Origin of the sequence: Streptomyces sp. NPDC097640 (genome assembly GCF_040302705.1) — a bacterium.
Taxonomy (GTDB): Bacteria; Actinomycetota; Actinomycetes; order Streptomycetales; family Streptomycetaceae; genus Streptomyces.
Genome location: NZ_JBEOSB010000011.1, coordinates 182,181 through 205,090, shown reverse-complemented (window position 1 = coordinate 205,090; position 22,910 = coordinate 182,181). Strand labels below are relative to the sequence as shown.

Sequence of the window (22,910 nt, the reverse complement as noted above, 5' to 3'; positions counted from 1 at the left end):
CATCGGTGATCAGTTGATTACCGACCGTAGAGACACCTGAGGCTGATCGCCCGAGCTGTCAGTTCGGGTGAACCACAGGCTCGTCGGTCAGAAGATGCCGATCCGCTCAGCGAGATTCTCTGCCTGCCTGGCATGCATCGTCCGGCCGCGTCGGATCACCGTGAGAATCAGTTCGCGGGCCAAGGGCGTCCGTGCCAGGTCCTCCGGCGCGAACTCCTCGAGATCCCTCAGGCTCAGGAGTACTGCGGCGTCCTCCCTGCGCAGGCTGTGGCAGCGCGCCACTTCCAGGTTGAAGGTGAACGACCGCTCCATCGACGGCAGATGGCTGGTGTCCACGTCGTCAGCGACGTGCAGGGCCTCGCTCGTGTCGCCGGCCTCCATCTCGATGCTGACGCAATGAAGTATCACGTTGGTCGGGCCGAAGACGGTCCACATGATGTTGCCCTCACCAGCCTGTTCGGCCGCTGGGGCTGCCCGTTCCTTCAACCGCTTCCGTGCTGCCGACCAGTTCCGGCCTCGCGCTTCTGCGACCACCGCCACCAAGTGCAGCGCGCCCGACATGGCGACGCGATCCGGCTCGGCCATCGGTACCGCCCGCAGTCGCTCGACCGCGCGCAGCGCGACCTGCTCCGCGCCATCCGGATCCTGAGCAGCCAGGAGGATATGGCCGAGATTCCACTGCGCGGCTGCCATACGCAGCGGATCATCTGCCTCTTCGGCGGCCCGTACGGCGCGGTCGGCGGCCATCATCGACAGGTCTACCCGGCCAGTGCGACGCAGGTACGACCGCAGCAGAAAGCACAGGTCAGCCATCACGCGCATGACGTCGCGACGCGCGGTGGCGTCTCCGGCGCCACGGTGGGCCCTGTCCGCGTGCTCAACATCCGCGATCAGATCGGCCAGGGCCTGCCCCATGTCCGTGAACCGGGTCTTGCTGCTCTGCCACTTCTGCCACGCGCTCTCCACCCGCTCACGCAACAGGGCCGGATCATCGGCGGGGGCGTTTCGTGGCGGCCCGAAGCCCATGAGGGCCTGCACGATCGCGGGCTCGGTGGCGTCGGGGGACGTGCTGTTGGGTGCGGCCGTCTCAGCGATCAGGGCGGCGGTGGGCACTCCAAGTTCCTGAGCGATGGAGTACAGGATGGGTAACGATGGGATCTTCAGGCCTCTCTCGATCTGCGAGAGGTAGTCGGGCGAGATCCCGACGAGACCGGCGACGACGTCTTGCCGCCGCGCGCCGCGGTAGTGCCTGATTCTGTCGCCGATGGGCAGATCGGGTGCGACCATGCCAACCTCCGTACGTATCCCTACTCAGCGTATGGTGCAAGTCACCACGTGGAGTCGGTATCCAACGGTCGAAGGGGTGGGGCAGTGTCGGCAAAGCTGCTCGTGTTGTGGGACATCGACCACACTCTCGTTGACACCCGGGGTGTCGGCCGGGAGTTGTGGGCCCAGGCATTCGAAGAGGTCACCGGCCGGCCCATGCGGCAGCAGGCGAGAATCGACGGGTCGACCGAGCCGGTCATTCTCCGCGAGACGCTGGAACTGCACGGGTTGCAAGACACTCGCGGGCAGTTCGAGCGCTTCGCAGAGGCGCTCGGCACCGCACATGTGCGACGCACTGCCGAGCTTCGCGAGCGTGGGCACGCCCTCCCTGGTGCGCCGTCATTGCTCGCTGCCCTGGCGGCACGTGATGGCGTCGTACAGACGGTGGTGACCGGCAACATCCGCGCCGCCGCCGAGGTCAAGCTGGCCGTCTTCGGCCTCGATCGCCACCTGGACCTCACGATCGGCGCCTTCGGCGAGGACGCTGACGGACGGCCGGAGCTGGTGCGCACGGCTCTCAAGCGTGCCCAGGTGCTCCCGGCACAGGCCGTGCTGCTCGGCGATACCCCCGCCGATGTGCGGGGTGCGCTGGACGGGGGCGTCCGCGTGATCGGTGTGGCCACTGGGCGCACCAACGCGGATGAACTCCGGACCGCGGGAGCTACGACGGTGGTTGAAGACCTCTCCAACACGACGCAGATGCTGGAACTCCTGACCCGCTGAACGACGCCGCCCCTCGCCCGGTCCGGAAGCCAAGACAAAGAGGTGTTTGCTCACCTCGACACCCGACCGGCAGCCGGGCAGCGAGTTTGGAGCTTTGGCCCACCAGCCCTGCGGACTCGCGCAGCGGCGCGTCGAGGTCCGCGCGGATGCGGCGGCGACGCTGCCGTTGAACGGGCTGACCGCCTGGCAGTCGCCGGACGCGCTGGGCCTGCGGCACGGAGCCACGCTGCTGGTGACGGGCGCCGTCGAGCTGGCCGCGCTGCGCGGGCTGCGGGCGGAGTGGTTCGTCGCGCGGGACGCCCCTGACCTGGCGGCAGCGGAGCGGGCGGTCGTCCCGGGCGGCGTGGCGGGGGCCCTGGACGCGGCGGGCGTCGGGCTGCCGGCGCTCGCGGCGGTACGGAACGCGGGCGCGTTCGTCGCGGTGGCCGCCGACGCGCCCGTCGGGCTGCGGGGCATCCGGTCGGCCAACCACTGGATCGCGGCGGACGGCACGGCCCTGGCCCAGCTGTCCGCGCTGGCCGCGGCCGGCCGCCTGACCCTGCGCGTGGCCGGCGCCCTCCCTCTCGGTCACGCCCAGGAAGCCCACCACCGCGTGGCGGTGGGCGGCCTGCGCGGGCGTCTGGTGCTCACGCTCTGACGAGCGTCAGGGAGTCTCGTCCTCGTCCATCCCCGCCAGCACCAGCGGCAGCCTGGTCGCGCCGCCGTCGGTGACCCGGACCGGGACGCCCCAGTCCTGCTGGTGCACATGGCAGGCCGGGTACTCGTTCAGTGGGTCGTCGTCGCAGGAGGCGGCCATCGCGGAGACGTGCAGCACGCCCTCGGTCACCCCGGCCGCCAGCACCAGCTCGCGGTTCAGGTCCGTACCGGCCCCCTCGCCCTCGGCCAGCAGCCCGGGCGGGGTGGAGCTGACCAGCAGGCGCGTGGACGGGCCGTAGCGGGTGTCGAGCTTCTGCCCGGCGGGGGCCTGGAAGACCACGTCGAGCCGCAGCGTCCCCGGGGCGATGTCGGTGGCGGCGCGCTGGGTGCGGTGTGCCACGGCCTCGACCCGCACGGCCTCCTCGGGCAGCCGCAGCCGGGTCAGCCGGTGCCGCGCCGACTCGACGACCACGATGTCGCCGTCCACCAGCACCGCGCCGGACGGCTCCCGCAGGTCCGTGGCGAGCGTGCTGACCTCGCCGGAGGCCGGGTCGAAGCGGCGCAGCGCGTGGTTGTAGGTGTCCGAGACGGCGACCGAGCCGTCGGGCAGCGCGGTCACGCCGAGCGGGTGCTGGAGCAGCGCCTGGCCGGCCGGTCCGTCGCGGTGGCCGAAGTCGAACAGCCCGGTGCCCACGGCCGTGCGCACCACAAAGCCGTCTTCGCCGTCCCGCTGCACGTACCGCACCGCCGAGGTCTCGGAGTCCGCGACCCACAGCCGGTCGGCGGTCGCGGCCAGCCCGGACGGCTGGGCGAACCACGACTCGGCGGCCGGCCCGTCGACCAGCCCCTCGTTCGTCGTCCCGGCGGCCGCGCGCACCGTCGCGTCCGCAGGGTCGTACGTCCACAGCTGGTGGACGCCCGCCATGGCGATCCACAGCCGGTCGGCGAACCACGCCACGTCCCACGGCGAGGACAGGTCGACCTCGCGCGCGGGCCCCGCGGCCGGGGACCCCTGCCACCACTGGCGCCCGGTCCCGGCGACGGTCCGCACCTCGCCGGTCGCCAGGTCCAGGGAGCGCAGCGCGTGGTTGACCGTGTCGGCGACGATCACCGTGCCGTCCGGCAGCAGCGCCAGCCCCTGCGGCTCGCTGAACCGCGCGCGGTCGGCGGGCCCGTCGACCAGCCCCCGCTCGCCCACGACGCCGATCCGCCGCACCACGCTCTCGCCGTCCGCCGCCAGCTCCACCAGCTGGTGCCGGGTGGTGTCCGAGACCAGGAAGGTGCCGCCGGGCAGCAGCAGCGCCTTGCCCGGGAAGCGCAGCTCGGTGGCGACCGGCTCCGGCGGCACATACGGCCCGTCGCCGCGCCGCAGCGTGCCCTTCGCGGCGTGCTCGGCCTCCAGCTCGGCCACCAGCTTCTCGAGCGCGTGCGCATGCCCCTCGCCCGCGTGCTGGGCGACCACATACCCCTCCGGGTCGACGACGACCAGCGTCGGCCAGGCCCGCACCGCGTACTGCTTCCAGGTGGCCAGCTCCGGGTCGTCGAGCACGGGGTGATGCACCTCATAGCGCTCGACGGCGTCGACGACCGCCTGGTGCTCGGCCTCGTGGACGAACTTCGGCGAGTGCACGCCGACGATCACGACGGTGTCGCGGTGCTTCTCCTCCAGCTCGCGCAGCTCGTCCAGGACGTGCAGGCAGTTCACGCAGCAGAACGTCCAAAAATCCAGGATCAGGATCTTGCCTCGGAAGTCCGCCAGGGACAGTTCCTCGGCGCCGGTGTTGATCCAGGTACGTCCTTGCAGCTCAGGGGCGCGGACACGGGCTCGCTTGCTCATGACGTCAAGAGTGCCACTCGTGCGCCCGTGGGCGTCCCCCGCCCCTGGTACGGGGGGGCGCCGCCGGCGCGGGACGGGCTCAGCAGCAGCGCATGTCCGCCTGCGCCTTGCTGAAGTCACCCGCCGCGAACGCCTTCGCCGGGATCGTGAAGTACATCGTCCCGGCGTCGCCCCAGCCCCAGCCGAGGTCCTCGTTTTCCGGGAGCTGGAGCAGATGGACGGCCGGGCCGTCGTCGTCGCGGGGGGTGACCCAGAACGCGTACGAGGCGTCGGGCCAGCCGAACGCGCAGTGGCTGCCGGAGGTGTTGCCGTCGAGGTCGCCCATCGCGTCGAGGATGAGCGATGCCGCGCCCCAGTGCTCGTCCCTGTCGTACTCGACGTCGTCCTCCTCGACGTCCCAGGCGTCCGGGAGCATGGTGGCCTCGGCCGCGTGGACGGGGGTAACCGGATAGCTCCTCGCCGGTGCGGCGGCGGTGGTCTCGACCGCCCGTGCCGGATCGGCGGGAATGACCCGGCACGCCTCGGGCCCGTCGTCCAGCCTCGAGTACTGCTCGTACGGCAGGTCGGGATCGAGGTAGAAGAAGTTGAGCAGGCCCGGCCGCGTCGGCAGCTGGTCCCCGAGCCAGGGGGCGAGGGTGTCGGTGTCGAGGACGGCGTGCAAGGAGAGCGGGATGCCCTCGACCTCGGGCCAGGGGGTGCCCGGTTCGAGCAGGGCGGGGCCGCCGAGCCGACAGCGGCCGGTGGCCCGGGCGCCGTCCGTCGGAGGGTCGAGCAGGAAGCCGCGGCGGGCCAGGGCCGCGAACTGTCGGCCGGCCTTCTCGCCGAGCCGTTCGGCGCACTCTCGGCGCATGTCGTCAGCGTCGTCGAATCGCATGCCGGGATGTTCCCAACTCCCCCTGACAATCGGCGCGGAGGGGGCTGTCCGACCCGTCCTGACCTGCGCAGACGGGTCCGGACTGTCTCGGACGGCCCAGGCGTTGCCGGACACCCTCGCGCCCCAGCAGCCTCCCTTTCACGCCCCGAGTCAGGGGTCCCGCCAAGGAGGTTGTGATGAGCGAGCACATACGGACCGCCCGGCGCCGTGCCGAGGCGTCAGGGGCGGCCCACGCCAAGCCGCGCGCCGCGCGGGGAGGGCCGCGGGCCGCCGTGGGCCGGGCGGCGGTGCGCACCGGCGCCCTGGCGGTGCTCGCCGTCCTCGGGATCCTCGCGGGGGCGCTGCTGGCCGTGCACGGGCCGGGCGACCGGGCCGCCGCGCAGTCGCCTTCCCCGTCCCGGCAGGTGACGCCGGCTCCGCCGGCCGAGGCGAAGACCCCGGCGAAGCAGCCGAAGGAGCGGAAGGACGGCCGGCCGGGCACGGTCGAGCCGGTGAAGGTGGTGCTGGTCTCCGGCGACACGCTGTACGGCCTGGCCGAGGAGAACCACACCACCGTCAAGAAGCTCCAGCACCTGAACGGGCTCGGCAGCTCGACCCTCATCTACGCCGGCGACACCCTTAACCTGCCCGGGACGGTCGCGGGGAACGCCGTCGAGCGCGGCACCGACGGCAGCGGAAAGAAGACCGCCAAGACCAAGAAGCACGTCAAGAAACCCGCCAAGAAGCGACCCGCGCAGCACACCGACAGCCGGGCCGCGAAGGCCGTCGCCTACGCCCGCGCCCAGCTCGGCAAGGCCTACGTCTGGGGCGGCACCGGCCCCCGCGGCTACGACTGCTCGGGGCTGACCATGCGGGCCTGGCAGGCCGCCGGGGTCCAGCTCCCCCGCACCACCTGGAAGCAGCGATACGCCGGGAAGGCGACCACCCGGGCCGAACTGCGCCCCGGCGACCTGGTGCTGTCCAATGGCGACGGCCACATCGCCCTCTACATCGGCGGCGGCGAGGTCATCCACGCCCCGCGCCCCGGCAGCACCGTCCAGGTGGCCCCGCTGCCGGCGCCCGGAAAGGCCACCGGCTACCGCCATATCGCCAACTGAGGCGGCACCCCACGGTTTTCACCCGACCCGTCCGGTTTCATCCGGATCTGTGGCGGCGGGGCGCGCACCTTACCACCGCTCTCAGCGGTCGAGCGGCCGATCCGGGCCTACGATCAGACCCGAAAGCACTCCCGGGGTGCTCGTGCGCAGCGTAACTTAAACGCACACACAAGCACCCAGCCCGCGTACCAACCGCCCGAGGGGTCCCGTGACCGTCCATCCCAGCCTTCAGACTTCCATCGACGCCTGGACCCATTCCGTCGAAGCGATATCCGAGTTGGTGAATCCGCTCGTCGAGGGGGAGTGGAGTTGGGCCACCGACTGCCCCGGATGGTCGGTGCGCGACGTGGTCTCACACGTCATCGGCCTCGAGTGCGAGATGCTCGGCGACCCGCGCCCGATCCACTCGCTGCCGCGCGACCTGTTCCATGTCACCGGCGAGCACTCGCGCTACATGGAGGTCCAGGTCGATGTGCGGCGCTGCCACACCGCGCCCGAGATGACCTCCGAGCTGGAGTACACCCTCATCCGCCGGATGCGGCAGCTGCGCAACGAGAAGCGCCAGCCGGACCACATGGTGCGCTGGCCCGGCGGGGGCGAGGTGGCCCTGGAGAAGGCCCTGCTCGGGCGGGTCTTCGACGTATGGGTGCATGAGCAGGACCTGCGACGGGCGCTCGGCCGGCCGGGCAATCTGGACTCGCCGGGCGCGATCATCGTCCGGGACCGGCTGCTGGCCGCGCTTCCGAAGGTGGTCGCCGACGACGCGGGCGCGGCGCCCGGCTCGGCGGTGGTCTTCGACGTCAGCGGCCCGCTGGAGTTCATGCGGACGGTGCGGGTCAACGCAGAGGGCCGGGCCACCATCGACGGCAGCGTCTCGCTCGGGCCGACCGTGACGCTGACCCTGGACTGGGAGACGTATCTGCGCCTGGCCTGCGGGCGGGTGCGGCCGGAGGCGGTCTCCGACAAGCTGAAGATCGAGGGCGACCAGCAGCTGGCCGACGCGATCCTGACCCACTTCGCGGTCACGGCCTGAGGCGTCCCGAGGCCACCGCACGGGCCTCAGGACGGTTACGGCCTCAGGGGGTTCAGGGGTCAGGGGTTCAGGCGTTCAGCGGGTCACGCGGGTACGTGCACCGCCTCGACGCGGCTCGCGACGACGCGCTCGCGCTCCCGGCGGTGTGCCCGCCCGCGCAGCCGCAGCACCTGCGTGACGCCGAGGGCCTGGAGGACGAACACGGAGGCGAAGGCGACGCGGTAGTTGTTCCCGGTCGCGTCGAGCAGCACGCCGATGGCGAGCAGGGTGGTCATCGACGCGGTGAAGCCGCCCATGTTGACGATGCCGGAGGCGGTACCGAGCCGCTCGGGCGGGTTGGCGGGCCGGGCGAAGTCGAAGCCGATCATCGAGGCGGGCCCGCAGGCGCCGAGCACGGCGCACAGCGCGATCAGCAGCCACATGGGCGCGTGGTCGCCGGGCCAGGCCAGCACGGCGCCCCACAGCAGCGCGGTGGCCGCGACGGTGCCGAGGGCGAGCGGCGCGCGGGCGGCGTGGTGCCGGGCGATGACCTGTCCGTAGACCAGGCCGACCGCCATGTTGGAGAGCACCACCAGGGTCAGCAGCTCGCCGGCGGAGGCGCGGGAGAGCCCCTCGGCCTCGACCAGGAAGGGCAGCCCCCACAGCAGCAGGAAGACCATCGCGGGGAACTGGGTGGTGAAGTGCACCCACATACCGAGCCGGGTGCCGGGCTCGCGCCAGGCCGCCGCGATCTGCCGGCGGACGAAGCCCGCGCCGGAGTGGGTGGACGGGACGGGCTCGTGCCCTTCCGGGTGGTCCTTCAGGAAGGCCACCACCAGGACCAGGACGACCACGCCGCCGATCGCGCTGCCCGCGAAGGTCGGGGTCCAGCCGATGCCGTGCAGCGCCTGCGCGATCACCAGCGTCGAGATCAGGTTGCCCGCCATCCCGAACAACGCGGCGACCTGCGCGATCAGCGGCCCGCGGCGGGCCGGGAACCAGCGCGAGCCGAGCCGCAGCACGCTGATGAACGTCATGGCGTCGCCGCAGCCGAGCAGCGCGCGGGAGGCCAGCGCGAAGCCGTACGAGTGGGAGAGCGCGAAGCCGAGCTGGCCGGTGGTGAACAGCACGACGCCGAGCGCGAGCACCTTCTTGGTGCCCAGCCGGTCGACCATCAGGCCGACGGGTATCTGCATGCCCGCGTAGACGAGCACCTGGAGGATCGAGAACGTCGACAGCGCCGAGGCGTTGATGTGGAACCGCTCGGCGGCGTCCAGGCCGGCCACGCCCAGGCTGGTGCGGTAGGTGATGGCCATGAAGTAGACGGCGACCCCGATGCCCCAGACGGCGGCGGCCCGCCGTCCGCCGGGCGGATCGCCGGGCAGTCTGAGGTCGCTCACCGCACCTCACCCCGGGCGAGGTTGTTCACCCAGCCGATGTGGCGCTCGACCAGCCCGGCGGCGGCGGTGGCGTCGCCGGAGCGCAGGGCGGTCAGGATCTCGGTGTGCTCGGTGATGTTCTTGGCGATGCGGCCGGGCTCGGCGTGCATGGTGGCCACGCCCATCCGCAGCTGGCGGTCCCTCAGCTGGTCGTACAGATGGGCCAGGATGCCGTTCCCCGCGGCCCGTACGATCTCGGCGTGGAAGCAGCGGTCGGCGACCGCGAAGGCGTTCAGGTCCCCGGCGGCCGCGTGCTCCTTCTGCTCCTCCAGCAGCTCCTCGAGCCGGGCGATCAGCCTCTGCCCGGCCGGGACGACCTTGGCGACGGCGTGCCGCTCGACCAGCAGCCGGGTCTCGACGACGTCCGCGATCTCCTGCGCGGACACGGGCAGCACCAGGGCGCCCTTCTTGGGGTAGAGCTTGAGCAGCCCCTCGACCTCGAGCCGGAGCAGGGCCTCGCGCACGGGCGTGCGCGAGACGCCGACGGCCTCGGCGAGATCGCCCTCGGTCAGCAGTGTGCCGCCCTCGTAGCGGCGGTCGAGGACGGCTTGCTTGACGTGCGCGTAGACGCGTTCGGCGGCGGGTGGCTGTTTGGTGGTCGGGCCGGCAGGGACGGGAGCGGGAGGCATGCGCACATCATAGATACAACACGTATGCGTGACAGGAGGCCGTCCGGGATACGAGACATCGTTCACGCCGATGGGTTCATGCCGATGGGTTCATGCCGACGGCCCGGCCGCGCGAGGCAGCCGGGCCGTAGGGCACGTAGGGGCCGGGGGCCGGGGGTCAGCCCCAGGTGATGAGCCGCTTGGGGTGCTCCAGGATGGCCGCGACGTCCGCGAGCACCTTGGAGCCCAGCTCGCCGTCGATCATCCGGTGGTCGAAGGACAGCGCGAGGGTGGTCACCTGGCGCGGCTTGACCTTGCCCTTGTGGACCCACGGCTGGAGCTTGACCGCGCCGAAGGCGAGGATCGCGGACTCTCCGGGGTTGAGGATCGGGGTGCCGGTGTCGATGCCGAAGACGCCGACGTTGGTGATGGTGACCGTGCCGCCGGACATCGCCGCCGGACTGGTCCGGCCCTCGCGGGCGGTGGCGACAAGCTCGCCAAGGGCGGACGCCAGTTCGGGCAGGGTCAGCGAGCCCGCGTCCTTGATGTTGGGGACGATCAGCCCCCGGGGCGTGGCGGCCGCGATGCCGAGGTTGACGTAGTCCTTGTAGACGATCTCCTGGGCGCCCTCGTCCCAGGCCGCGTTGGCGTCCAGGTTGCGCCGGATCGCCACCAGGAAGGCCTTGGCGACCAGCAGCAGCGGGTTCACCCGCAGCCCGGCCAGGTCCGGGTCCTGCTTGAGGTCGGCGACCAGCTTCATCGTGCGGGTGACGTCCACGGTGACGAACTCGGTCACGTGGGGGGCCGTGAAGGCGCTGCTGACCATCGCCTGGGCGGTGGCCTTCCGTACGCCCTTGATCGGCACCCGGCGCTCCCGGCCGACGACGGAGGCAGGGGCCGCCTCCGCCACGGCCGCTGCGGGCTCCGCCACGGGCTCGGCCACGGCGGCGGGCGCGGGGGCCGCGGCCGCGTGGACGTCCTCGCGGGTGATGGTGCCGTCGGGGCCGGTCGGGGTGACCGCCGCCAGGTCGATGCCCAGGTCCTTGGCGAGCTTGCGGACCGGGGGCTTGGCCAGCGGGCGCGCGGCCCTGCCGTGGCCGTTCAGCTCCGCCTGAGACGGCGCGACGGCGGGCGCGGGGGCGGGCGCAGGGGCGGGCGCGGGCGCCGGTGCGGGGGCCGCCGGTGCGGGGGCCGGGGTGGGGAGCGGCTGGGCCGGGACGCCCCGGGCGGGCGCCGCCTCCAGGCCGGGCCGCGGCTTGCGCGGGCGGCGCTTGGTCGACGAGGGCGCGGCGCCGTAGCCGACCAGATTGGCCTGGCGGCCCTCTGGCTCGGCGGCCGCCTCGGCGGCCTGGGCGGTCTCGGCGGGCGGGGCGGGTTCGGCGGCGGCCGCGGCGGGCGGCGCGGGCGCGTCTCCGTCGCCCGGCCGGGTGTCCACCGCGATGATCACGGTGCCCACGTCCACCGTGGTGCCCTCGCCGAAGCGCAGTTCGTGCACCACCCCGTCGAACGGGATGGGCAGCTCGACCGCCGCCTTCGCGGTCTCGACCTCACAGACCACCTGGCCGTCGGCGACCGTGTCACCCGGCGCCACGTACCACTTGAGGATCTCCGCCTCGGTGAGTCCCTCGCCCACGTCGGGCATCTTGAACTCACGGAAGCGCTGATCGGTTGCAGCCATGGTCACGACTCTCCTCAAGCCCTTCAGTACGCCAACGCGCGGTCAACGGCGTCGAGCACCCGGTCGAGGCCCGGGAGGTATTCGTCCTCCAGCCGCGACGGCGGGTACGGGGCGTGGAAACCGCCGACCCGCAGCACCGGGGCCTCAAGCTGATAGAAGCACCTCTCGGTGATCCGTGCGGCGATCTCCGCGCCAGTTCCCAAAAAGACCGGTGCCTCGTGGACGACGACCAGCCGGCCGGTCTTCTCGACGGAACGCTGAAGGGTGTCGAAGTCGATCGGCGACATCGACCGCAGGTCCACGACCTCGAGCGACTTGCCCTCCTCGGCGGCCGCGCCGGCGGCGTCGAGCGCGACCTTGACCATGGGTCCGTACGCGGCGAGGGTCAGATCGGTGCCGGCCCGGGCCACCCGGGCGATGTGCAGCGGGTCGGGGATCGCCGCGGTGTCGACCTCGGACTTGTCGTGGTAGCGGCGCTTCGGCTCGAAGTAGATCACCGGGTCGTCGCTGCCGATGGCCTGCTGGAGCATCCAGTAGGCGTCGGAGGCGTTGGAGGGCGAGATCACCTTCAACCCGGCGACATGCGCGAACAGCGCCTCGGGCGACTCGCTGTGGTGCTCGACCGCGCCGATGCCGCCGCCGTACGGAATGCGGATGACGACCGGCATCTTGACCTTGCCCAGCGAGCGCGCGTGCATCTTGGCGAGCTGCGTGACGATCTGGTCGTACGCCGGGAAGACGAACCCGTCGAACTGGATCTCCACCACCGGGCGGTAGCCGCGCAGCGCCAGCCCGATCGCGGTGCCGACGATGCCGGACTCGGCGAGCGGGGTGTCGATGACCCGGTCCTCGCCGAAGTCCTTCTGGAGGCCGTCGGTGACGCGGAAGACCCCGCCGAGCTTGCCGACGTCCTCACCCATGATCAGGACCTTGGGGTCGTTCTCGAGCGCCGTGCGCAGCGATGCGTTGATCGCCTTGGAGAGCGACATCTTCTGGGCGGCCATCTCAGTTGCCCTCCTCGGCGGAAGCGAACGAAGCCTGGTACTCGGCGAACCGCGCGCGTTCCTCGTCGACCAGCGGGTGCCCGTCGGCGTAGATGTGCTCGAAGAGCGCCATGTCGTCGGGGTCCGGCATGGCCCGTACCGCGTCGCGCACCCGCTTGGCGAGCGCGTCGCTCTCCTCCTCGAGCTCGGCGAAGAAGGCGTCGTCCGCCAGGCCCTGCGCGGTCAGGTGGGTGCGCAGCCGCAGGATCGGGTCCTTGGTCTCCCACAGCTCGCGCTCCTCGGCCCGGCGGTAGCGGGTCGGGTCGTCGGAGGTGGTGTGGGCGCCCATCCGGTAGGTGAACGCCTCGATGAGCATGGGGCCCTGGCCGGTGCGGGCGCGCTCCAGCGCGGCCTTGGTGACCGCGAGGCAGGCCAGCACGTCGTTGCCGTCGACCCGGACGCCCGGGAAGCCGTAGCCCTGGGCGCGCTGGTAGAGGGGGACGCGGGTCTGCCGCTCGGTGGGCTCGGAGATGGCCCACTGGTTGTTCTGGCAGAAGAACACCACCGGGGCGTTGTAGACCGCGGCGAAGGTGAACGCCTCGGCGACGTCGCCCTGGCTGGAGGCCCCGTCCCCGAAGTAGGCCAGGACCGCGCTGTCCGCGCCGTCCTTGGCCACGCCCATCGCGTAGCCCGTCGCGTGCAGCGTCTGCGAGCCGATGACGATGGTGTAGAGGTGGAAGTTGTTGCTGTTGGGGTCCCAGCCGCCGTGGTTCACGCCGCGGAACATGCCCAGCAGATTCACCGGGTCCACGCCGCGGCACCAGGCCACGCCGTGCTCGCGGTAGGTGGGGAAGACGTAGTCGTCGTCCTGAAGGGCCCGGCCGGAGCCGATCTGGGCGGCCTCCTGGCCCAGCAGCGAGGCCCACAGACCCAGCTCGCCCTGGCGCTGGAGGGTGGTGGCCTCGCCGTCGAAGCGCCGGCTCAGCACCATGTCCCGGTACAGGGCACGCAGCTCTTCGGGGGTGGGGTCCAGGGAGTACTCGGGGTGTTCGACCCGCTCACCCTCGGGGGTCAGCAGCTGGACGAGCTCGGGCTGGTCGGCCGCTCGCCGCTTCGCGGTGGTGCGCTTGGCTCCGCTTCGGCGCGGTTTGCGCGCTGAAGTGCTCTCCACGGTCACTTGTGCTCCTCCGTCTGTCCGGCCCCCGGGGTCCGCCGGCGGCCAGTTGCGGCTCGCTCGCTCGGCGACAGCGCACGGGGTGGGTGCGCCGAAGACCGACCGGGCGTGACAGGTATCCCGGCGGCTGGCCCTGCAAAGGGCACGTTACCCAGTGGGTCGCATCTCTGCGAAACCCCTTCTGACCTGCAATTTTGCTTGGATTTCCAAGTAAATCGCGCAGAAGTGGAACAACCACTGGTCACAGCCCCGCAGCCCGTCGGAACAACCGCACGTTATCTCTCAGGACAACGGCGCGGAAAGACATTGAAAGACGCAAGAAGACTCGGTGTGTGAGACTGGATTCGTGCGCGAAGAAGGAAAAATCACCATTTTCCTGCTCGACGACCATGAAATCGTACGACGCGGTGTTCATGAGCTCCTCTCGGGTGAGCCGGACCTGGCGGTGGTCGGCGAGGCGGGCACCGTGGCCGAGGCCCTGGCCCGGATCCCCGGCGCGCACCCCGATGTCGCCCTGCTGGATCTCCGGCTGCCGGACGGCAGCGGCGTCGAGGTCTGCCGGGAGGTCCGCGCCCACCACCCGGAGGTGCGGTGTCTGATGCTCTCCTCCTTCGCCGACGACACCGCCCTCATCGACGCGATCATGGCGGGCGCCTACGGGTACGTCCTCAAGGACATCGGAAGCGACGAACTGCTCGCCGCCGTACGGGACGTGGCGGCGGGCCGCTCCCTGCTCGACCCGGCCGCCACGGCCCGCATGCTGGAGCGGGTGCGCGCGGGCGCGGGTGCGGGGCTGGGTACGGGCACGGGCTCGGGGATGGGCGCAGGTACGGGTACGGGCGCGGCCCGGCTCGGTGACGACCTGAGCGCCGACCTCACCGACCAGGAGCGCCGGATCCTGGTGCTGATCGGGGAGGGGCTGACCAACCGCGCGATCGGCGAGCGGCTGCATCTCGCCGAGAAGACGATCAAGAACTATGTCTCCGGGGTGCTGGCCAAGCTCGGCATGGAGCGCCGCTCGCAGGCCGCCGCGTATGTGGCCCGGTTCCAGGCCCATACACAGACCGCGCCGCAGGGCCCTTCGCAAGCCCCGGCCGAGGCCCGGAAGACCCAGCCGCAGAAGCACTGAGCGCACGCCTGCGTCAACTCGCGCCGTGGCCAACGCGTTCGTTGATCTAACATCTGGCGCGTGTCGCGCTCACATGTAACCTCCGCCGAGACAGCTCCCGACGGGGAAACCCTGAGCGCGCTGTTACGCCGCTACGACCGCACCGGCGAGGCGGTGTCCTGCGAGCGCGTCGCCGAGGGCCTGCTCAACCGCGGCTACCGGCTGGCCACCACCCGCGGCCGGTTCTTCCTCAAGCACCACCTGGACGGGGACCACGCCGCCATCGCCCGCCAGCACCGGGTGACCCAGCTGCTGGAGACCCTGGGGGTGCCCGTCGCCCCGCCCGTCCCCGACGCCGAAGGCCGCACCGTCGTGGTCATCGGCGGCCGCTGCTACGCCCTGCACCCCTGGGTCGACGGGCGGCACCGCGTCGGCGGCGAGCTGACGCCCGCCCAGTCCTGGCGGCTGGGCGGGCTGCTCGGGCTCGTCCACACCTGTCTGGAGGAGGTCGTGGAGGCCCGCGCCGCCGACCGGCAGCCCCCCGAGTCCTCCGCCGACCCCGAGTACACCTTCACGCTCATCGACCGGCTGCTCGTCCTCGCCCGCGGCAGCCGCCGGCACGACAGCTTCGACGGGCTGGCCGAGCACCGCCTGATCGAACGGCGCGCCCTGCTGGAGCGGCACGCGCACCGCCGCCCGGAGGCCGACGCCATCCCGGCCACCGGCTGGGTCCACGGCGACTTCCACCCGCTCAACCTGCTCTACCGCGACACGGAACCGGCCGCGATCGTCGACTGGGACCGGCTCGGGGTGCAGCCCCGCGCCGAGGAGGCGGTCCGCGCCGCCGCGATCTTCTTCGTACGGCCGGACGGCCCGCTGGAGCTGGACAAGGTGCGGCCGTACGCGCGGGCGTACCGCTGCGAGACGGGCGCCGGGGCCGACGAGATGGCGGCGGCCGTGCACCGGGTGTGGTGGGAGCGGCTCAACGACTTCTGGATGCTGCGCTGGCGCTACCAGGACGGGGACCGGCGCGCCGATCCGCTGTTCCCCGCGGCGGCGGCCCTGGCGGTGTGGTGGACGCGGGAGTACGAGGCGGTCCGCGACGCCTTCTGCGGCTGAGCGGCGCCCGCCGGGCAGCCGCGGCAGGGAGCAGTGGACCCTGCCGGGCGGGCCCTGCCGGACGGCCCCGACCGGTCGGTCTCCGGTCAGCCCACCCCGACCCCGCCGGTGGCCGGGTCGGTGGTCTCGGGGTCGGTCGGGTCGCTCGTCGGCGGGGTGGTCGGCGGGGTGGTCTCGCCGCCGCCGCCCGGGGTGGTCTCGGTGTCGGTCGGGTCGGTGGTGGGCGCGTCGGTCTCCGTGTCCGGCGGGGGCGTGGTGGCGCTCTCGCTGTACGTGGGCGACGAGGGCTCCGCAGGACCGGTGTAGCCGCCCGTGTCCCCGGAGGTCTCGGTGGGCCCGCTCGACGCCGTCGTCTCGTCCGACGGCTCATCGGTCGGCTTCTTCGTGGGCGTCTGGCTGGTCGACGTCTCGCTCTTGCCCGGCTGCTTCTTGTTGTCGTCGCCGCCCTGGTTTATCGCGAAGGCGACACCGACCGCGATGGCGATCACCGCGAGCACGGCCAGCAGCCACATCCGGCCACGGCCGCGGCGGCCGGAACCGTCGTCGTAGCCACCGTCATAGCCGCCGTCGTCGCGGCGCCCGCCCGGCAGGATCGGCTGCTGGCTGGTGTCGCCGTGCCCCGGGTGCGGCATGGCGGTCGTGCCGGCCATGCCCATGGCGCCGGTGGAGCCGCCCAGGTGCTGGGTGACCGGGCCGGTGCTCCAGGTGCCGGTGTGGCCGCCCGCCTCGGTCAGCATCTGGAGGGCGTACTGGATCAGACCGCGCATCTCCTCGGCGCTCTGGAAGCGGTCGTCCGGGTCCTTGGCCAGCGAGCGCATCACGAGCCCGTCGAGCTCCGGCGCCACGGCGCCCCCGGAGATCTCCGACGGCGGCACCGGCATGTCCTGAACATGCTGGTAGACCACCGAGAGCGGGGTCTCGCCGACGAACGGCGGGCGCAGCGCGAGCAGCTCATAGAGCAGACAGCCCGTGGCGTAGAGGTCGGAGCGGTGGTCGACGGCCTTGCCGAGCGCCTGCTCCGGCGAGAGGTACTGCGGGGTGCCCATGACCATGCCGGTCTGGGTCATGGTGGAGGCGGCCCCGTGCAGGGCGCGGGCGATGCCGAAGTCCATCACCTTGACGGCGCCGCTGTGGGTGATGATCACGTTCGCCGGCTTGATGTCGCGGTGCACGATGCCGTGCTGGTGGCTGTAGGCCAGCGCCTCCAGCACCCCCGAGACGATGATCAGCGCCTGGTCCGCGGGCGGCGCCTCGGCGCTCACCAGGAGATCGCGGATCGTACGGCCCTCGACCAGCTCCATGACGATGTACGGCACGGTGCTCTGAATGGACCCGGGCTGCCCGACGATGTCCTCGCCGGAGTCGTAGACCGCGACGACGGCGTGGTGGTTGAGCCCGGCGACCGACTGGGCCTCGCGGGTGAAGCGGGCCTTGGAGACCGGGTCCTCCGCCAGGTCGGCGCGGAGCAGCTTCACCGCGACCGTACGGCCGAGCCGCACGTCCTCCGCCGCGAACACCTCGGCCATGCCGCCGCGGCCGAGCCGGCTGGTGAGTCGGTAGCGGCCGTCGCCGACCAGGCCGCCGTTACCCCACGCCTCGGGTGAGTCCGGCATTCCGGCCCCGGTGGCGTCAGGTTCGGAGGGCCCCTGGGCGCCGCTCTGGGTCTGTGCCATCGGTCCTCGCCGTCTGATCTGGGTGGGGGTCTCATCGCGATCGCCCCGCTCGCGGGCGGTACGGTTTGCTGCTAGAGCACGCTACAGGGTTCGTGCCGCGCACCGGTTCGTGATGGACCGGCCATCAAACCTGCTGTAGGTGAGGCCATGCAAATCGCGTGACGGGTTCTTGCACATCCGGTCACGGAACGGGCACGCCGCTTGACGTGTCCGTGGCCTGGGGCAGACTGGGCCGGGGTATCGAGTCAAAGAAGATCATCAGTGGGTCGGAACGTGCGCGTCAAGCTAGTGAGTGCGCCGAGGGGGACGTAAGAAATGAGCCAGCAGGGCGCACCGGGCCGGTACGAGGGGAAATCGCTCGCGGGCGGCCGCTATCAGCTGCGGGACCTGCTCGGCGAGGGCGGTATGGCCTCCGTCCACCTGGCCTACGACAGCGTTCTCGACCGCCAGGTCGCGATCAAGACCCTGCACACCGAACTGGGCCGTGAGCAGTCCTTCCGCGAGCGCTTCCGCCGCGAGGCCCAGGCCGTCGCCAAGCTGACCCACACCAACATCGTCTCGGTCTTCGACACCGGCGAGGACACGATCGACGGCTCCGTGATGCCGTACATCGTCATGGAGTACGTGGAGGGCCAGCCGCTGCGCTCCGTGCTCGACGCCGATGCCCGGCAGTACGGCGCGATGCCCACGGAAAAAGCGCTGAAAATCACCGCTGACGTGCTGGCCGCGCTGGAGATCAGCCACGAGATGGGGCTGGTCCACCGCGACATCAAGCCCGGTAACGTGATGATGACCAAGCGTAATGTGGTCAAAGTCATGGACTTCGGCATCGCCCGCGCCATGCAGTCCGGCGTGACCTCCATGACCCAGACCGGCATGGTCGTCGGCACCCCGCAGTACCTCTCGCCCGAGCAGGCCCTCGGCCGCGGCGTGGACGCGCGCAGCGACCTCTACTCGGTCGGCATCATGCTCTTCGAGCTGCTGACGGGCCGGCTGCCGTTCGACGCGGACTCGCCGCTCGCCATCGCGTACGCGCACGTCCAGGAGGAGCCGGTCGCGCCCTCCACGATCAACCAGTCCATTCCCCCGGCGGTGGACGCGCTGGTCGCCCGCGCGCTGAAGAAGAACCCGAACGAGCGGTTCCCCAACGCCGAGGCGATGCGCGACGAGTGCGCCCGGGTCTCCCGCACCGGACAGACCGGCGCCAACCCGATCATCATCAGCGGCGGCCCGCCGGCCCGCAGCGGCTCCGGCGTGGGCTCGGCCGTCTTCCCGCCGATCGACCAGCACACCCCCGGCCCGGGCATGGGGAGCGTCCAGACCCCGTACCAGCCGCAGTCCTCCGGCGGGTTCGGCGGCTTCGGCCCCTCCACCCCGCCGCCGCCCAACCAGCCGATGGCGCAGGGGGGCTACAGCACCCCGGCCCCGGCCCCGGCGCAGACCCCGCCCCCCGGGCCGTACGCGCAGGGCGGCGCCCAAACCCCGCCGCCGTACACCGTCTCGCCGGCCTCGGCCCCGTCCTCGGGGGGCGGCCAGGGCGGCGACAACGGCAACAAGCGCGTGATCATCGGCTCGGCGGTCGTCGCGGCGATCGCGGTCGTCGCGGTGGTCCTGGTCATCGCCCTCAGCGGAGGCAGCGGCGGATCCGACGACCAGCAGGCGCGCGACGACGGCAAGGACACCAAGTCCGCCTCGTCGTCGGCGCCCCCGTCCGGATTCCGCGAGGGCGACAAGACCAAGACCATCGACGCGTCGAAGTGCACCGACGCCTCGGAGTCCTACGACCAGAAGGGTGCCTACAACGTGCCCGACTTCCAGAACCTCTACATCGACTCGGTGAAGAAGTGCATCCGCGCCGCGGGCTGGAAGTACAACGTGGTCACCGAGGACGAGAACCTGTGGGGCAAGGGCACCGTCCTCAACTACACGTACCGCAACTACGAGGCGTACGACCCGAAGACCGACACCATCGAGCTGACCGTCTCCTCGGGGATGCCGGGCTGATCGTCGTCATCTGACGTCGTCGGCTGATCGTCGTTTCTGGGGAAGGGGCCCGGCATCCGCCGGGCCCCTTCGCCGTCACAGCGCCGTGAACCCCGTCCGCCAGGTCGGATGCAGCGGCCGCCAGCCGGGCCGGCGGCGGGCGAGGGTGTTGTCGGCCCCCCGCTCCCAGCCCTCCCGACCGCCGTCCGCGGCGGGGGCGGGCGGCGGCGCGCCCACGGCGGCCGCGAACGCCGGCAGCCACGCGCGGGCCGGGGCCGGTTCGTCGTCCACGATGTTGACGGTGCCGGTCGGCCAGTCCAGCGCCGCCACCGCGGCCCGGGCCGCGTCCTCGACATGGACGAACGAGCCGACCGCGTCGCCCGCCACGGGCAGGCCGACCAGCGCCGCCGCCTGATCCCTCGCCGAATCTCCCGCCGGATCCCCCGCCGCCTGCTCGCCGCGCAGCGCCGCGTCCAGCGGCCCGCCCCGCGCGTACCAGGTGCCGGGGCCGTAGAACGTCCCGTAGCGCAGCACCACATGCGTCCCGATCTCCGCGGCGGCCTCCTCCAGCGCCCGCAGGCTGTCGACCATCCCGGCCCGCGGCGGCTCCGCTTCCAGGTCGAGCGGGGTGCTTTCGCCGGCCGGGGTGTCGCCGGGCGCGTAGGCCCAGGAGATGGACTGGGCGACGATGCGCCTGACCCCAGCGCGCTTGGCTGCGTCGACGAGGTGGCGGGTGCCCTCCCTGCGGATCCGCCCGTTCTCCGCGCGGTCGCCGTTCGCCAGGGCGGTCAGCTGGTGGACGACCGCGTCGGGGGCGGCGTCCGCGACCGCGCGCACGGCCGAGGCCCCCTGCGCGCGCAGCCGCTCCGCCCCCTCCCCGGTCCGCGTGGCGCCGGTGACCTCGTGCCCCGCCGCCACGAGAAGCGGGACGAGACGGCGGCCGACCGCGCCGGTGGCTCCCGCGACGAAGACGCGCATGGTGGTCCTACCTCTTTCTGCTTTCTGCTTTCTGCCGTGGACTGTCGGCCCAGGTTAGAAAGCGGCCGGATCGCTGTCAGGGGACAATCCGGGGGCGCGGCGATGGGCCACTTGCGCCCACTTAAGGCGACGGGCCGTTCCCGGGACTCGGAGTCCCCGGAACGGCCCGCCGTAGTAAAGGTGGCCTATAGACAGTGGCTTACAGATACGGACCCGAACGCGCACCGCCGTGCTGCGGCCCGCCCTCCCCGTCCTCGCCGCCGAAGCCCGGCGGCAGGGCCCGGCGCATCTGCTCCAGCTGCGCACGCGCCGCCATCTGCTGGGCGAACAGCGTCGTCTGAATGCCGTGGAACAACCCTTCGAGCCAGCCGACCAACTGGGCCTGGGCGATGCGCAGCTCGGCCTCGGTCGGGACCGCCTCGTCGGTGAAGGGGAGCGAGAGGCGTTCCAACTCGCCGATCAGCTCGGGCGCGAGGCCGTCCTCCAGCTCCTTCACCGAGCTGGAGTGGATCTCTTTGAGCCGGACCCGGCTGGCCTCGTCGAGAGGCGCCGCGCGGACCTCCTCCAGGAGCTGCTTGATCATGCTGCCGATGCGCATGACCTTGGCCGGCTGTTCGACCATGTCCGTCACGGGAACCTCGCGCGACTCGTCGTCACCGCCGCCGTCGCCGGGAGCGCTGCCGAGGGCCATGCCGTCCGGACCGACGACCAGGACGTGCGGGCTCTCCTGCGATCGTTCGTTCATCGGCTGGTTCATACCCCCATTGTTCCGCACGTACAGACGTACGGAGGGGGCGGGTGACCAGGATTCGGGCACCGCTCCCCGGGGCGGCCGCCGCACCGCTTCCCGGGCGCCCGGCCTCGCCGCCACCGGGCTCGCCGCCGCCGGGCTCGCCGCCGGGCTCAGTGGCGGCGCAGCCGCAGGCCCAGGAACGCCAGCCCGAGGCCCAGGCCCATCAGTGCCAGGCCGGTGCCCATCGGCAGCACGCGCAGCGCCCGCCCGGTGGGCACCGCGTCGTTCGGTTCGGCGTCGTACGCGTCCTGTGGCTGCCGCGCGGCGGGGGTGGTCGCCGCGCTGGGCACGGGCGTCGCGGGGCCGTCCGGCCGGCCGGGCCGCCGGGACGGTACGGGCGCGGCCGACGCGGCGGGCGGGACGACATCGGGCTCCTCGGTGCGCCCCGGGTGCGCCCGGCCCTCCCCGGCGCGGGTCCCGGCCAGCTCGTCATCGTCGGCGCGCGCCACCGGCGCGGCCACCACCGCCACACCGGCCATCACCAGCACCACCGGCAACGTGCGCAGCGTACGGAGCTCAGGTCTCACGGCCGTCACCCTCCCGTGCCGAGCCGTCGCGTGACGTATCCAGCGTCACACGACGGCATGGGCACGGCATCCGGGACCGCCCGGCGCCTGGACCGTGTCCGGCGGATCTTGACGCCTGGCGCTGCCCCGGACCTCGGGGTCCGGGGGCGAAGCCCCTGCCACGCGGCGGAGCCCCGCGCGGCGGAGCCGCACATCGGCAGGGGCTCGACACTGCGGGAAGGGGCGGGTGGGGAAAGATCCGCGGACTGGGCCTAGACCGTCAGCAGTACCTTGCCGACGTGCCCGCTCTGCTCGAGCACGCGGTGCGCCTCGGCCGCCTCGCGCATCGGGATCGTACGGTCGACGATGGGCCGCACCCGGCCGCTCTCGACGAGGGGCCAGACGTGCTCGCGCACCGCCGCGACGATCGCCGCCTTCTCCGCGAGGGGGCGGCTGCGCAGGCTGGTGGCCATCACGGCGCCGCGCTTGGCCAGCAGCGCGCCGAGGTTCAGCTCGGCCTTCGCCCCGCCCTGGAGGCCGATGATCGCCAGCCGCCCGTTGGTGGCGAGCGCGGCCACGTTCTGGGCGAGGTACTTCGCGCCGACGATGTCCAGGATCACGTCCGCCCCCGCGTTCTGGGTGGCCTTGCGCACCTCCTCGACGAAGTCCTGCTCGTGGTAGTCGATCAGGATGTCGGCGCCCAGCTCACGGCAGGCCGCCAGCTTCTCGGCGCTGCCCGCCGTGACCGCGACCCGCGCGCCGACCGCCTTCGCGAGCTGGATCGCCATGGTGCCGATGCCACTGGAGCCGCCGTGTGCCAGCAGGGTCTCGCCCGGCCGGAGATGGGCGATCATGAAGACGTTCGACCACACGGTCGCGGTCACCTCGGGGAGGGCGGCCGCGGTGACCAGGTCGACGCCGGGCGGCGCGGGCAGCAGCTGCCCCGCGGGCACCGCCACCTTCTCGGCGTATCCGCCGCCCGCGAGCAGCGCGCACACCTCGTCGCCGACCGACCAGCCGCTGACGCCGGGGCCCAGCGCCGCGATCCGGCCCGAGCACTCCAGGCCGGGGTAGTCGGGGGCGCCGGGGGGCGGGGGGTAGTGGCCCTGGCGCTGGAGCAGATCGGCGCGGTTCACGCCGCCGGCCACGACCTCGACCAGGACTTCGCCCTCGCCGGGTACGGGATCGGGGACCTCCGCCCACACGAGGGCGTCGGGGCCGCCGGGTTCGGGGATGGTGATCGCATACATGGCGGCGAGGCTACTGCCTGGGGTCCGCGCCCGGCGCGGGGCGCGAGGGCACGATGTCAGGGCGGTTCGGCCGCCCTCCCCCACCCCGCCCCTTCCCACAGTGTCGATCTGCG

Annotated in this window: 20 protein-coding genes; 7 read left to right on the top strand and 13 right to left on the bottom strand. The window is 72.3% G+C overall.

What is annotated here, in order from left to right; genetic code table 11:
• Window positions 1–87: 87 nt before the first annotated feature.
• A complete protein-coding gene (locus tag ABTY62_RS19720) occupies window positions 88–1,287 on the bottom strand; it encodes a helix-turn-helix domain-containing protein (protein WP_352130687.1) in 1,200 nt (399 codons plus the stop codon).
• Between the two features lie 84 nt (window positions 1,288–1,371).
• On the opposite strand from ABTY62_RS19720, the gene ABTY62_RS19715 reads away from it, so the two are divergent.
• Both ABTY62_RS19715 and ABTY62_RS19710 read left to right on the top strand, forming a co-directional pair.
• Window positions 1,372–2,049, top strand: a complete 678-nt coding sequence (locus ABTY62_RS19715) for an HAD family hydrolase (protein ID WP_352130686.1) — start codon at window positions 1,372–1,374, stop codon at window positions 2,047–2,049.
• A 94-nt stretch (window positions 2,050–2,143) separates the two neighbouring features.
• Window positions 2,144–2,686 (top strand): zinc-binding dehydrogenase, encoded by a 543-nt coding sequence (locus ABTY62_RS19710; protein ID WP_352130685.1) that lies wholly within the window; start codon window positions 2,144–2,146, stop codon window positions 2,684–2,686.
• A 6-nt stretch (window positions 2,687–2,692) separates the two neighbouring features.
• On the opposite strand, the gene ABTY62_RS19705 is transcribed toward ABTY62_RS19710, so the two are convergent.
• Both ABTY62_RS19705 and ABTY62_RS19700 read right to left on the bottom strand, forming a co-directional pair.
• On the bottom strand, window positions 2,693–4,522 hold the full coding sequence (locus tag ABTY62_RS19705) for an NHL domain-containing thioredoxin family protein (RefSeq protein WP_352130684.1): 1,830 nt from the start codon (window positions 4,520–4,522) through the stop codon (window positions 2,693–2,695).
• 79 nt (window positions 4,523–4,601) lie between these two features.
• Window positions 4,602–5,396, bottom strand: a complete 795-nt coding sequence (locus ABTY62_RS19700) for a DUF1963 domain-containing protein (protein WP_352130683.1) — start codon at window positions 5,394–5,396, stop codon at window positions 4,602–4,604.
• Window positions 5,397–5,572: 176 nt separating this feature from the next.
• Between ABTY62_RS19700 and ABTY62_RS19695 the strand changes: the two genes are divergently transcribed.
• Both ABTY62_RS19695 and ABTY62_RS19690 read left to right on the top strand, forming a co-directional pair.
• Window positions 5,573–6,493 carry a C40 family peptidase gene (locus tag ABTY62_RS19695; protein WP_352130682.1) on the top strand — a complete coding sequence of 307 codons (921 nt, stop codon included), beginning with the start codon at window positions 5,573–5,575 and terminating at the stop codon, window positions 6,491–6,493.
• A gap of 208 nt (window positions 6,494–6,701) precedes the next feature.
• On the top strand, window positions 6,702–7,526 hold the full coding sequence (locus tag ABTY62_RS19690; protein WP_352130681.1) for a maleylpyruvate isomerase family mycothiol-dependent enzyme: 825 nt from the start codon (window positions 6,702–6,704) through the stop codon (window positions 7,524–7,526).
• Window positions 7,527–7,609: 83 nt separating this feature from the next.
• On the opposite strand, the gene ABTY62_RS19685 is transcribed toward ABTY62_RS19690, so the two are convergent.
• The 5 genes from ABTY62_RS19685 to pdhA form a co-directional block, all read right to left on the bottom strand.
• Complete coding sequence (locus tag ABTY62_RS19685; protein WP_352130680.1) at window positions 7,610–8,905, bottom strand: MFS transporter; 1,296 nt, start codon at window positions 8,903–8,905, stop codon at window positions 7,610–7,612.
• On the bottom strand, window positions 8,902–9,573 hold the full coding sequence (locus tag ABTY62_RS19680) for a GntR family transcriptional regulator (RefSeq protein WP_352130679.1): 672 nt from the start codon (window positions 9,571–9,573) through the stop codon (window positions 8,902–8,904). Before ABTY62_RS19680 ends, ABTY62_RS19685 begins: the two co-directional genes overlap by 4 nt.
• A 157-nt stretch (window positions 9,574–9,730) precedes the next feature.
• Entirely contained in the window at window positions 9,731–11,230 is a 1,500-nt protein-coding gene (locus ABTY62_RS19675; protein WP_352130678.1) for a dihydrolipoamide acetyltransferase family protein, read from the bottom strand.
• 23 nt (window positions 11,231–11,253) lie between these two features.
• Window positions 11,254–12,234 carry an alpha-ketoacid dehydrogenase subunit beta gene (locus tag ABTY62_RS19670; protein ID WP_352130677.1) on the bottom strand — a complete coding sequence of 327 codons (981 nt, stop codon included), beginning with the start codon at window positions 12,232–12,234 and terminating at the stop codon, window positions 11,254–11,256.
• Window position 12,235: 1 nt separating this feature from the next.
• Window positions 12,236–13,390, bottom strand: coding sequence for a pyruvate dehydrogenase (acetyl-transferring) E1 component subunit alpha (gene pdhA, locus ABTY62_RS19665; protein WP_352130676.1), 1,155 nt, complete (start codon window positions 13,388–13,390; stop codon window positions 12,236–12,238).
• 343 nt (window positions 13,391–13,733) lie between these two features.
• On the opposite strand from pdhA, the gene ABTY62_RS19660 reads away from it, so the two are divergent.
• Window positions 13,734–14,516 carry a response regulator gene (locus ABTY62_RS19660; protein ID WP_352130675.1) on the top strand — a complete coding sequence of 261 codons (783 nt, stop codon included), beginning with the start codon at window positions 13,734–13,736 and terminating at the stop codon, window positions 14,514–14,516.
• A 60-nt stretch (window positions 14,517–14,576) separates the two neighbouring features.
• Window positions 14,577–15,614: a phosphotransferase gene (locus ABTY62_RS19655; protein ID WP_352130674.1), complete on the top strand. Its 1,038-nt coding sequence runs from the start codon at window positions 14,577–14,579 to the stop codon at window positions 15,612–15,614.
• Between the two features lie 86 nt (window positions 15,615–15,700).
• Here the strand turns inward: ABTY62_RS19655 and ABTY62_RS19650 are convergent, their stop codons facing one another.
• Window positions 15,701–17,287, bottom strand: a complete 1,587-nt coding sequence (locus tag ABTY62_RS19650; RefSeq protein ID WP_352130673.1) for a protein kinase domain-containing protein — start codon at window positions 17,285–17,287, stop codon at window positions 15,701–15,703.
• A gap of 315 nt (window positions 17,288–17,602) precedes the next feature.
• Here ABTY62_RS19650 and ABTY62_RS19645 point away from each other — a divergent pair, with 315 nt between their 5' ends.
• Window positions 17,603–19,291 carry a protein kinase domain-containing protein gene (locus tag ABTY62_RS19645; RefSeq protein ID WP_352130672.1) on the top strand — a complete coding sequence of 563 codons (1,689 nt, stop codon included), beginning with the start codon at window positions 17,603–17,605 and terminating at the stop codon, window positions 19,289–19,291.
• A gap of 75 nt (window positions 19,292–19,366) precedes the next feature.
• Here ABTY62_RS19645 and ABTY62_RS19640 read toward each other — a convergent pair whose 3' ends face one another.
• The 4 genes from ABTY62_RS19640 to ABTY62_RS19625 form a co-directional block, all read right to left on the bottom strand.
• Window positions 19,367–20,248, bottom strand: coding sequence for an NAD-dependent epimerase/dehydratase family protein (locus ABTY62_RS19640; protein ID WP_352130671.1), 882 nt, complete (start codon window positions 20,246–20,248; stop codon window positions 19,367–19,369).
• Between the two features lie 199 nt (window positions 20,249–20,447).
• On the bottom strand, window positions 20,448–21,005 hold the full coding sequence (locus tag ABTY62_RS19635; protein WP_352130670.1) for a bacterial proteasome activator family protein: 558 nt from the start codon (window positions 21,003–21,005) through the stop codon (window positions 20,448–20,450).
• Window positions 21,006–21,151: 146 nt separating this feature from the next.
• Window positions 21,152–21,568 (bottom strand): hypothetical protein, encoded by a 417-nt coding sequence (locus ABTY62_RS19630; RefSeq protein ID WP_352130669.1) that lies wholly within the window; start codon window positions 21,566–21,568, stop codon window positions 21,152–21,154.
• Window positions 21,569–21,819: 251 nt separating this feature from the next.
• On the bottom strand, window positions 21,820–22,797 hold the full coding sequence (locus ABTY62_RS19625) for an NAD(P)H-quinone oxidoreductase (RefSeq protein ID WP_352130668.1): 978 nt from the start codon (window positions 22,795–22,797) through the stop codon (window positions 21,820–21,822).
• Window positions 22,798–22,910 lie beyond the last annotated feature (113 nt).

Excerpts from the sequence above, each read along its gene's own strand:
- ABTY62_RS19720 (WP_352130687.1), bottom strand. The coding sequence starts at position 1,287 with ATGGTCGCACCCGATCTGCCCATCGGCGACAGAATCAGGCACTACCGC.
- ABTY62_RS19705 (WP_352130684.1), bottom strand. The coding sequence starts at position 4,522 with ATGAGCAAGCGAGCCCGTGTCCGCGCCCCTGAGCTGCAAGGACGTACC.
- ABTY62_RS19700 (WP_352130683.1), bottom strand. The coding sequence starts at position 5,396 with ATGCGATTCGACGACGCTGACGACATGCGCCGAGAGTGCGCCGAACGG.
- ABTY62_RS19695 (WP_352130682.1), top strand. The coding sequence starts at position 5,573 with ATGAGCGAGCACATACGGACCGCCCGGCGCCGTGCCGAGGCGTCAGGG.
- ABTY62_RS19680 (WP_352130679.1), bottom strand. The coding sequence starts at position 9,573 with ATGCCTCCCGCTCCCGTCCCTGCCGGCCCGACCACCAAACAGCCACCC.
- ABTY62_RS19675 (WP_352130678.1), bottom strand. The coding sequence starts at position 11,230 with ATGGCTGCAACCGATCAGCGCTTCCGTGAGTTCAAGATGCCCGACGTG.
- ABTY62_RS19670 (WP_352130677.1), bottom strand. The coding sequence starts at position 12,234 with ATGGCCGCCCAGAAGATGTCGCTCTCCAAGGCGATCAACGCATCGCTG.
- ABTY62_RS19650 (WP_352130673.1), bottom strand. The coding sequence starts at position 17,287 with ATGGCACAGACCCAGAGCGGCGCCCAGGGGCCCTCCGAACCTGACGCC.
- ABTY62_RS19645 (WP_352130672.1), top strand. The coding sequence starts at position 17,603 with ATGAGCCAGCAGGGCGCACCGGGCCGGTACGAGGGGAAATCGCTCGCG.
- ABTY62_RS19640 (WP_352130671.1), bottom strand. The coding sequence starts at position 20,248 with ATGCGCGTCTTCGTCGCGGGAGCCACCGGCGCGGTCGGCCGCCGTCTC.
- ABTY62_RS19635 (WP_352130670.1), bottom strand. The coding sequence starts at position 21,005 with ATGAACCAGCCGATGAACGAACGATCGCAGGAGAGCCCGCACGTCCTG.
- ABTY62_RS19625 (WP_352130668.1), bottom strand. The coding sequence starts at position 22,797 with ATGTATGCGATCACCATCCCCGAACCCGGCGGCCCCGACGCCCTCGTG.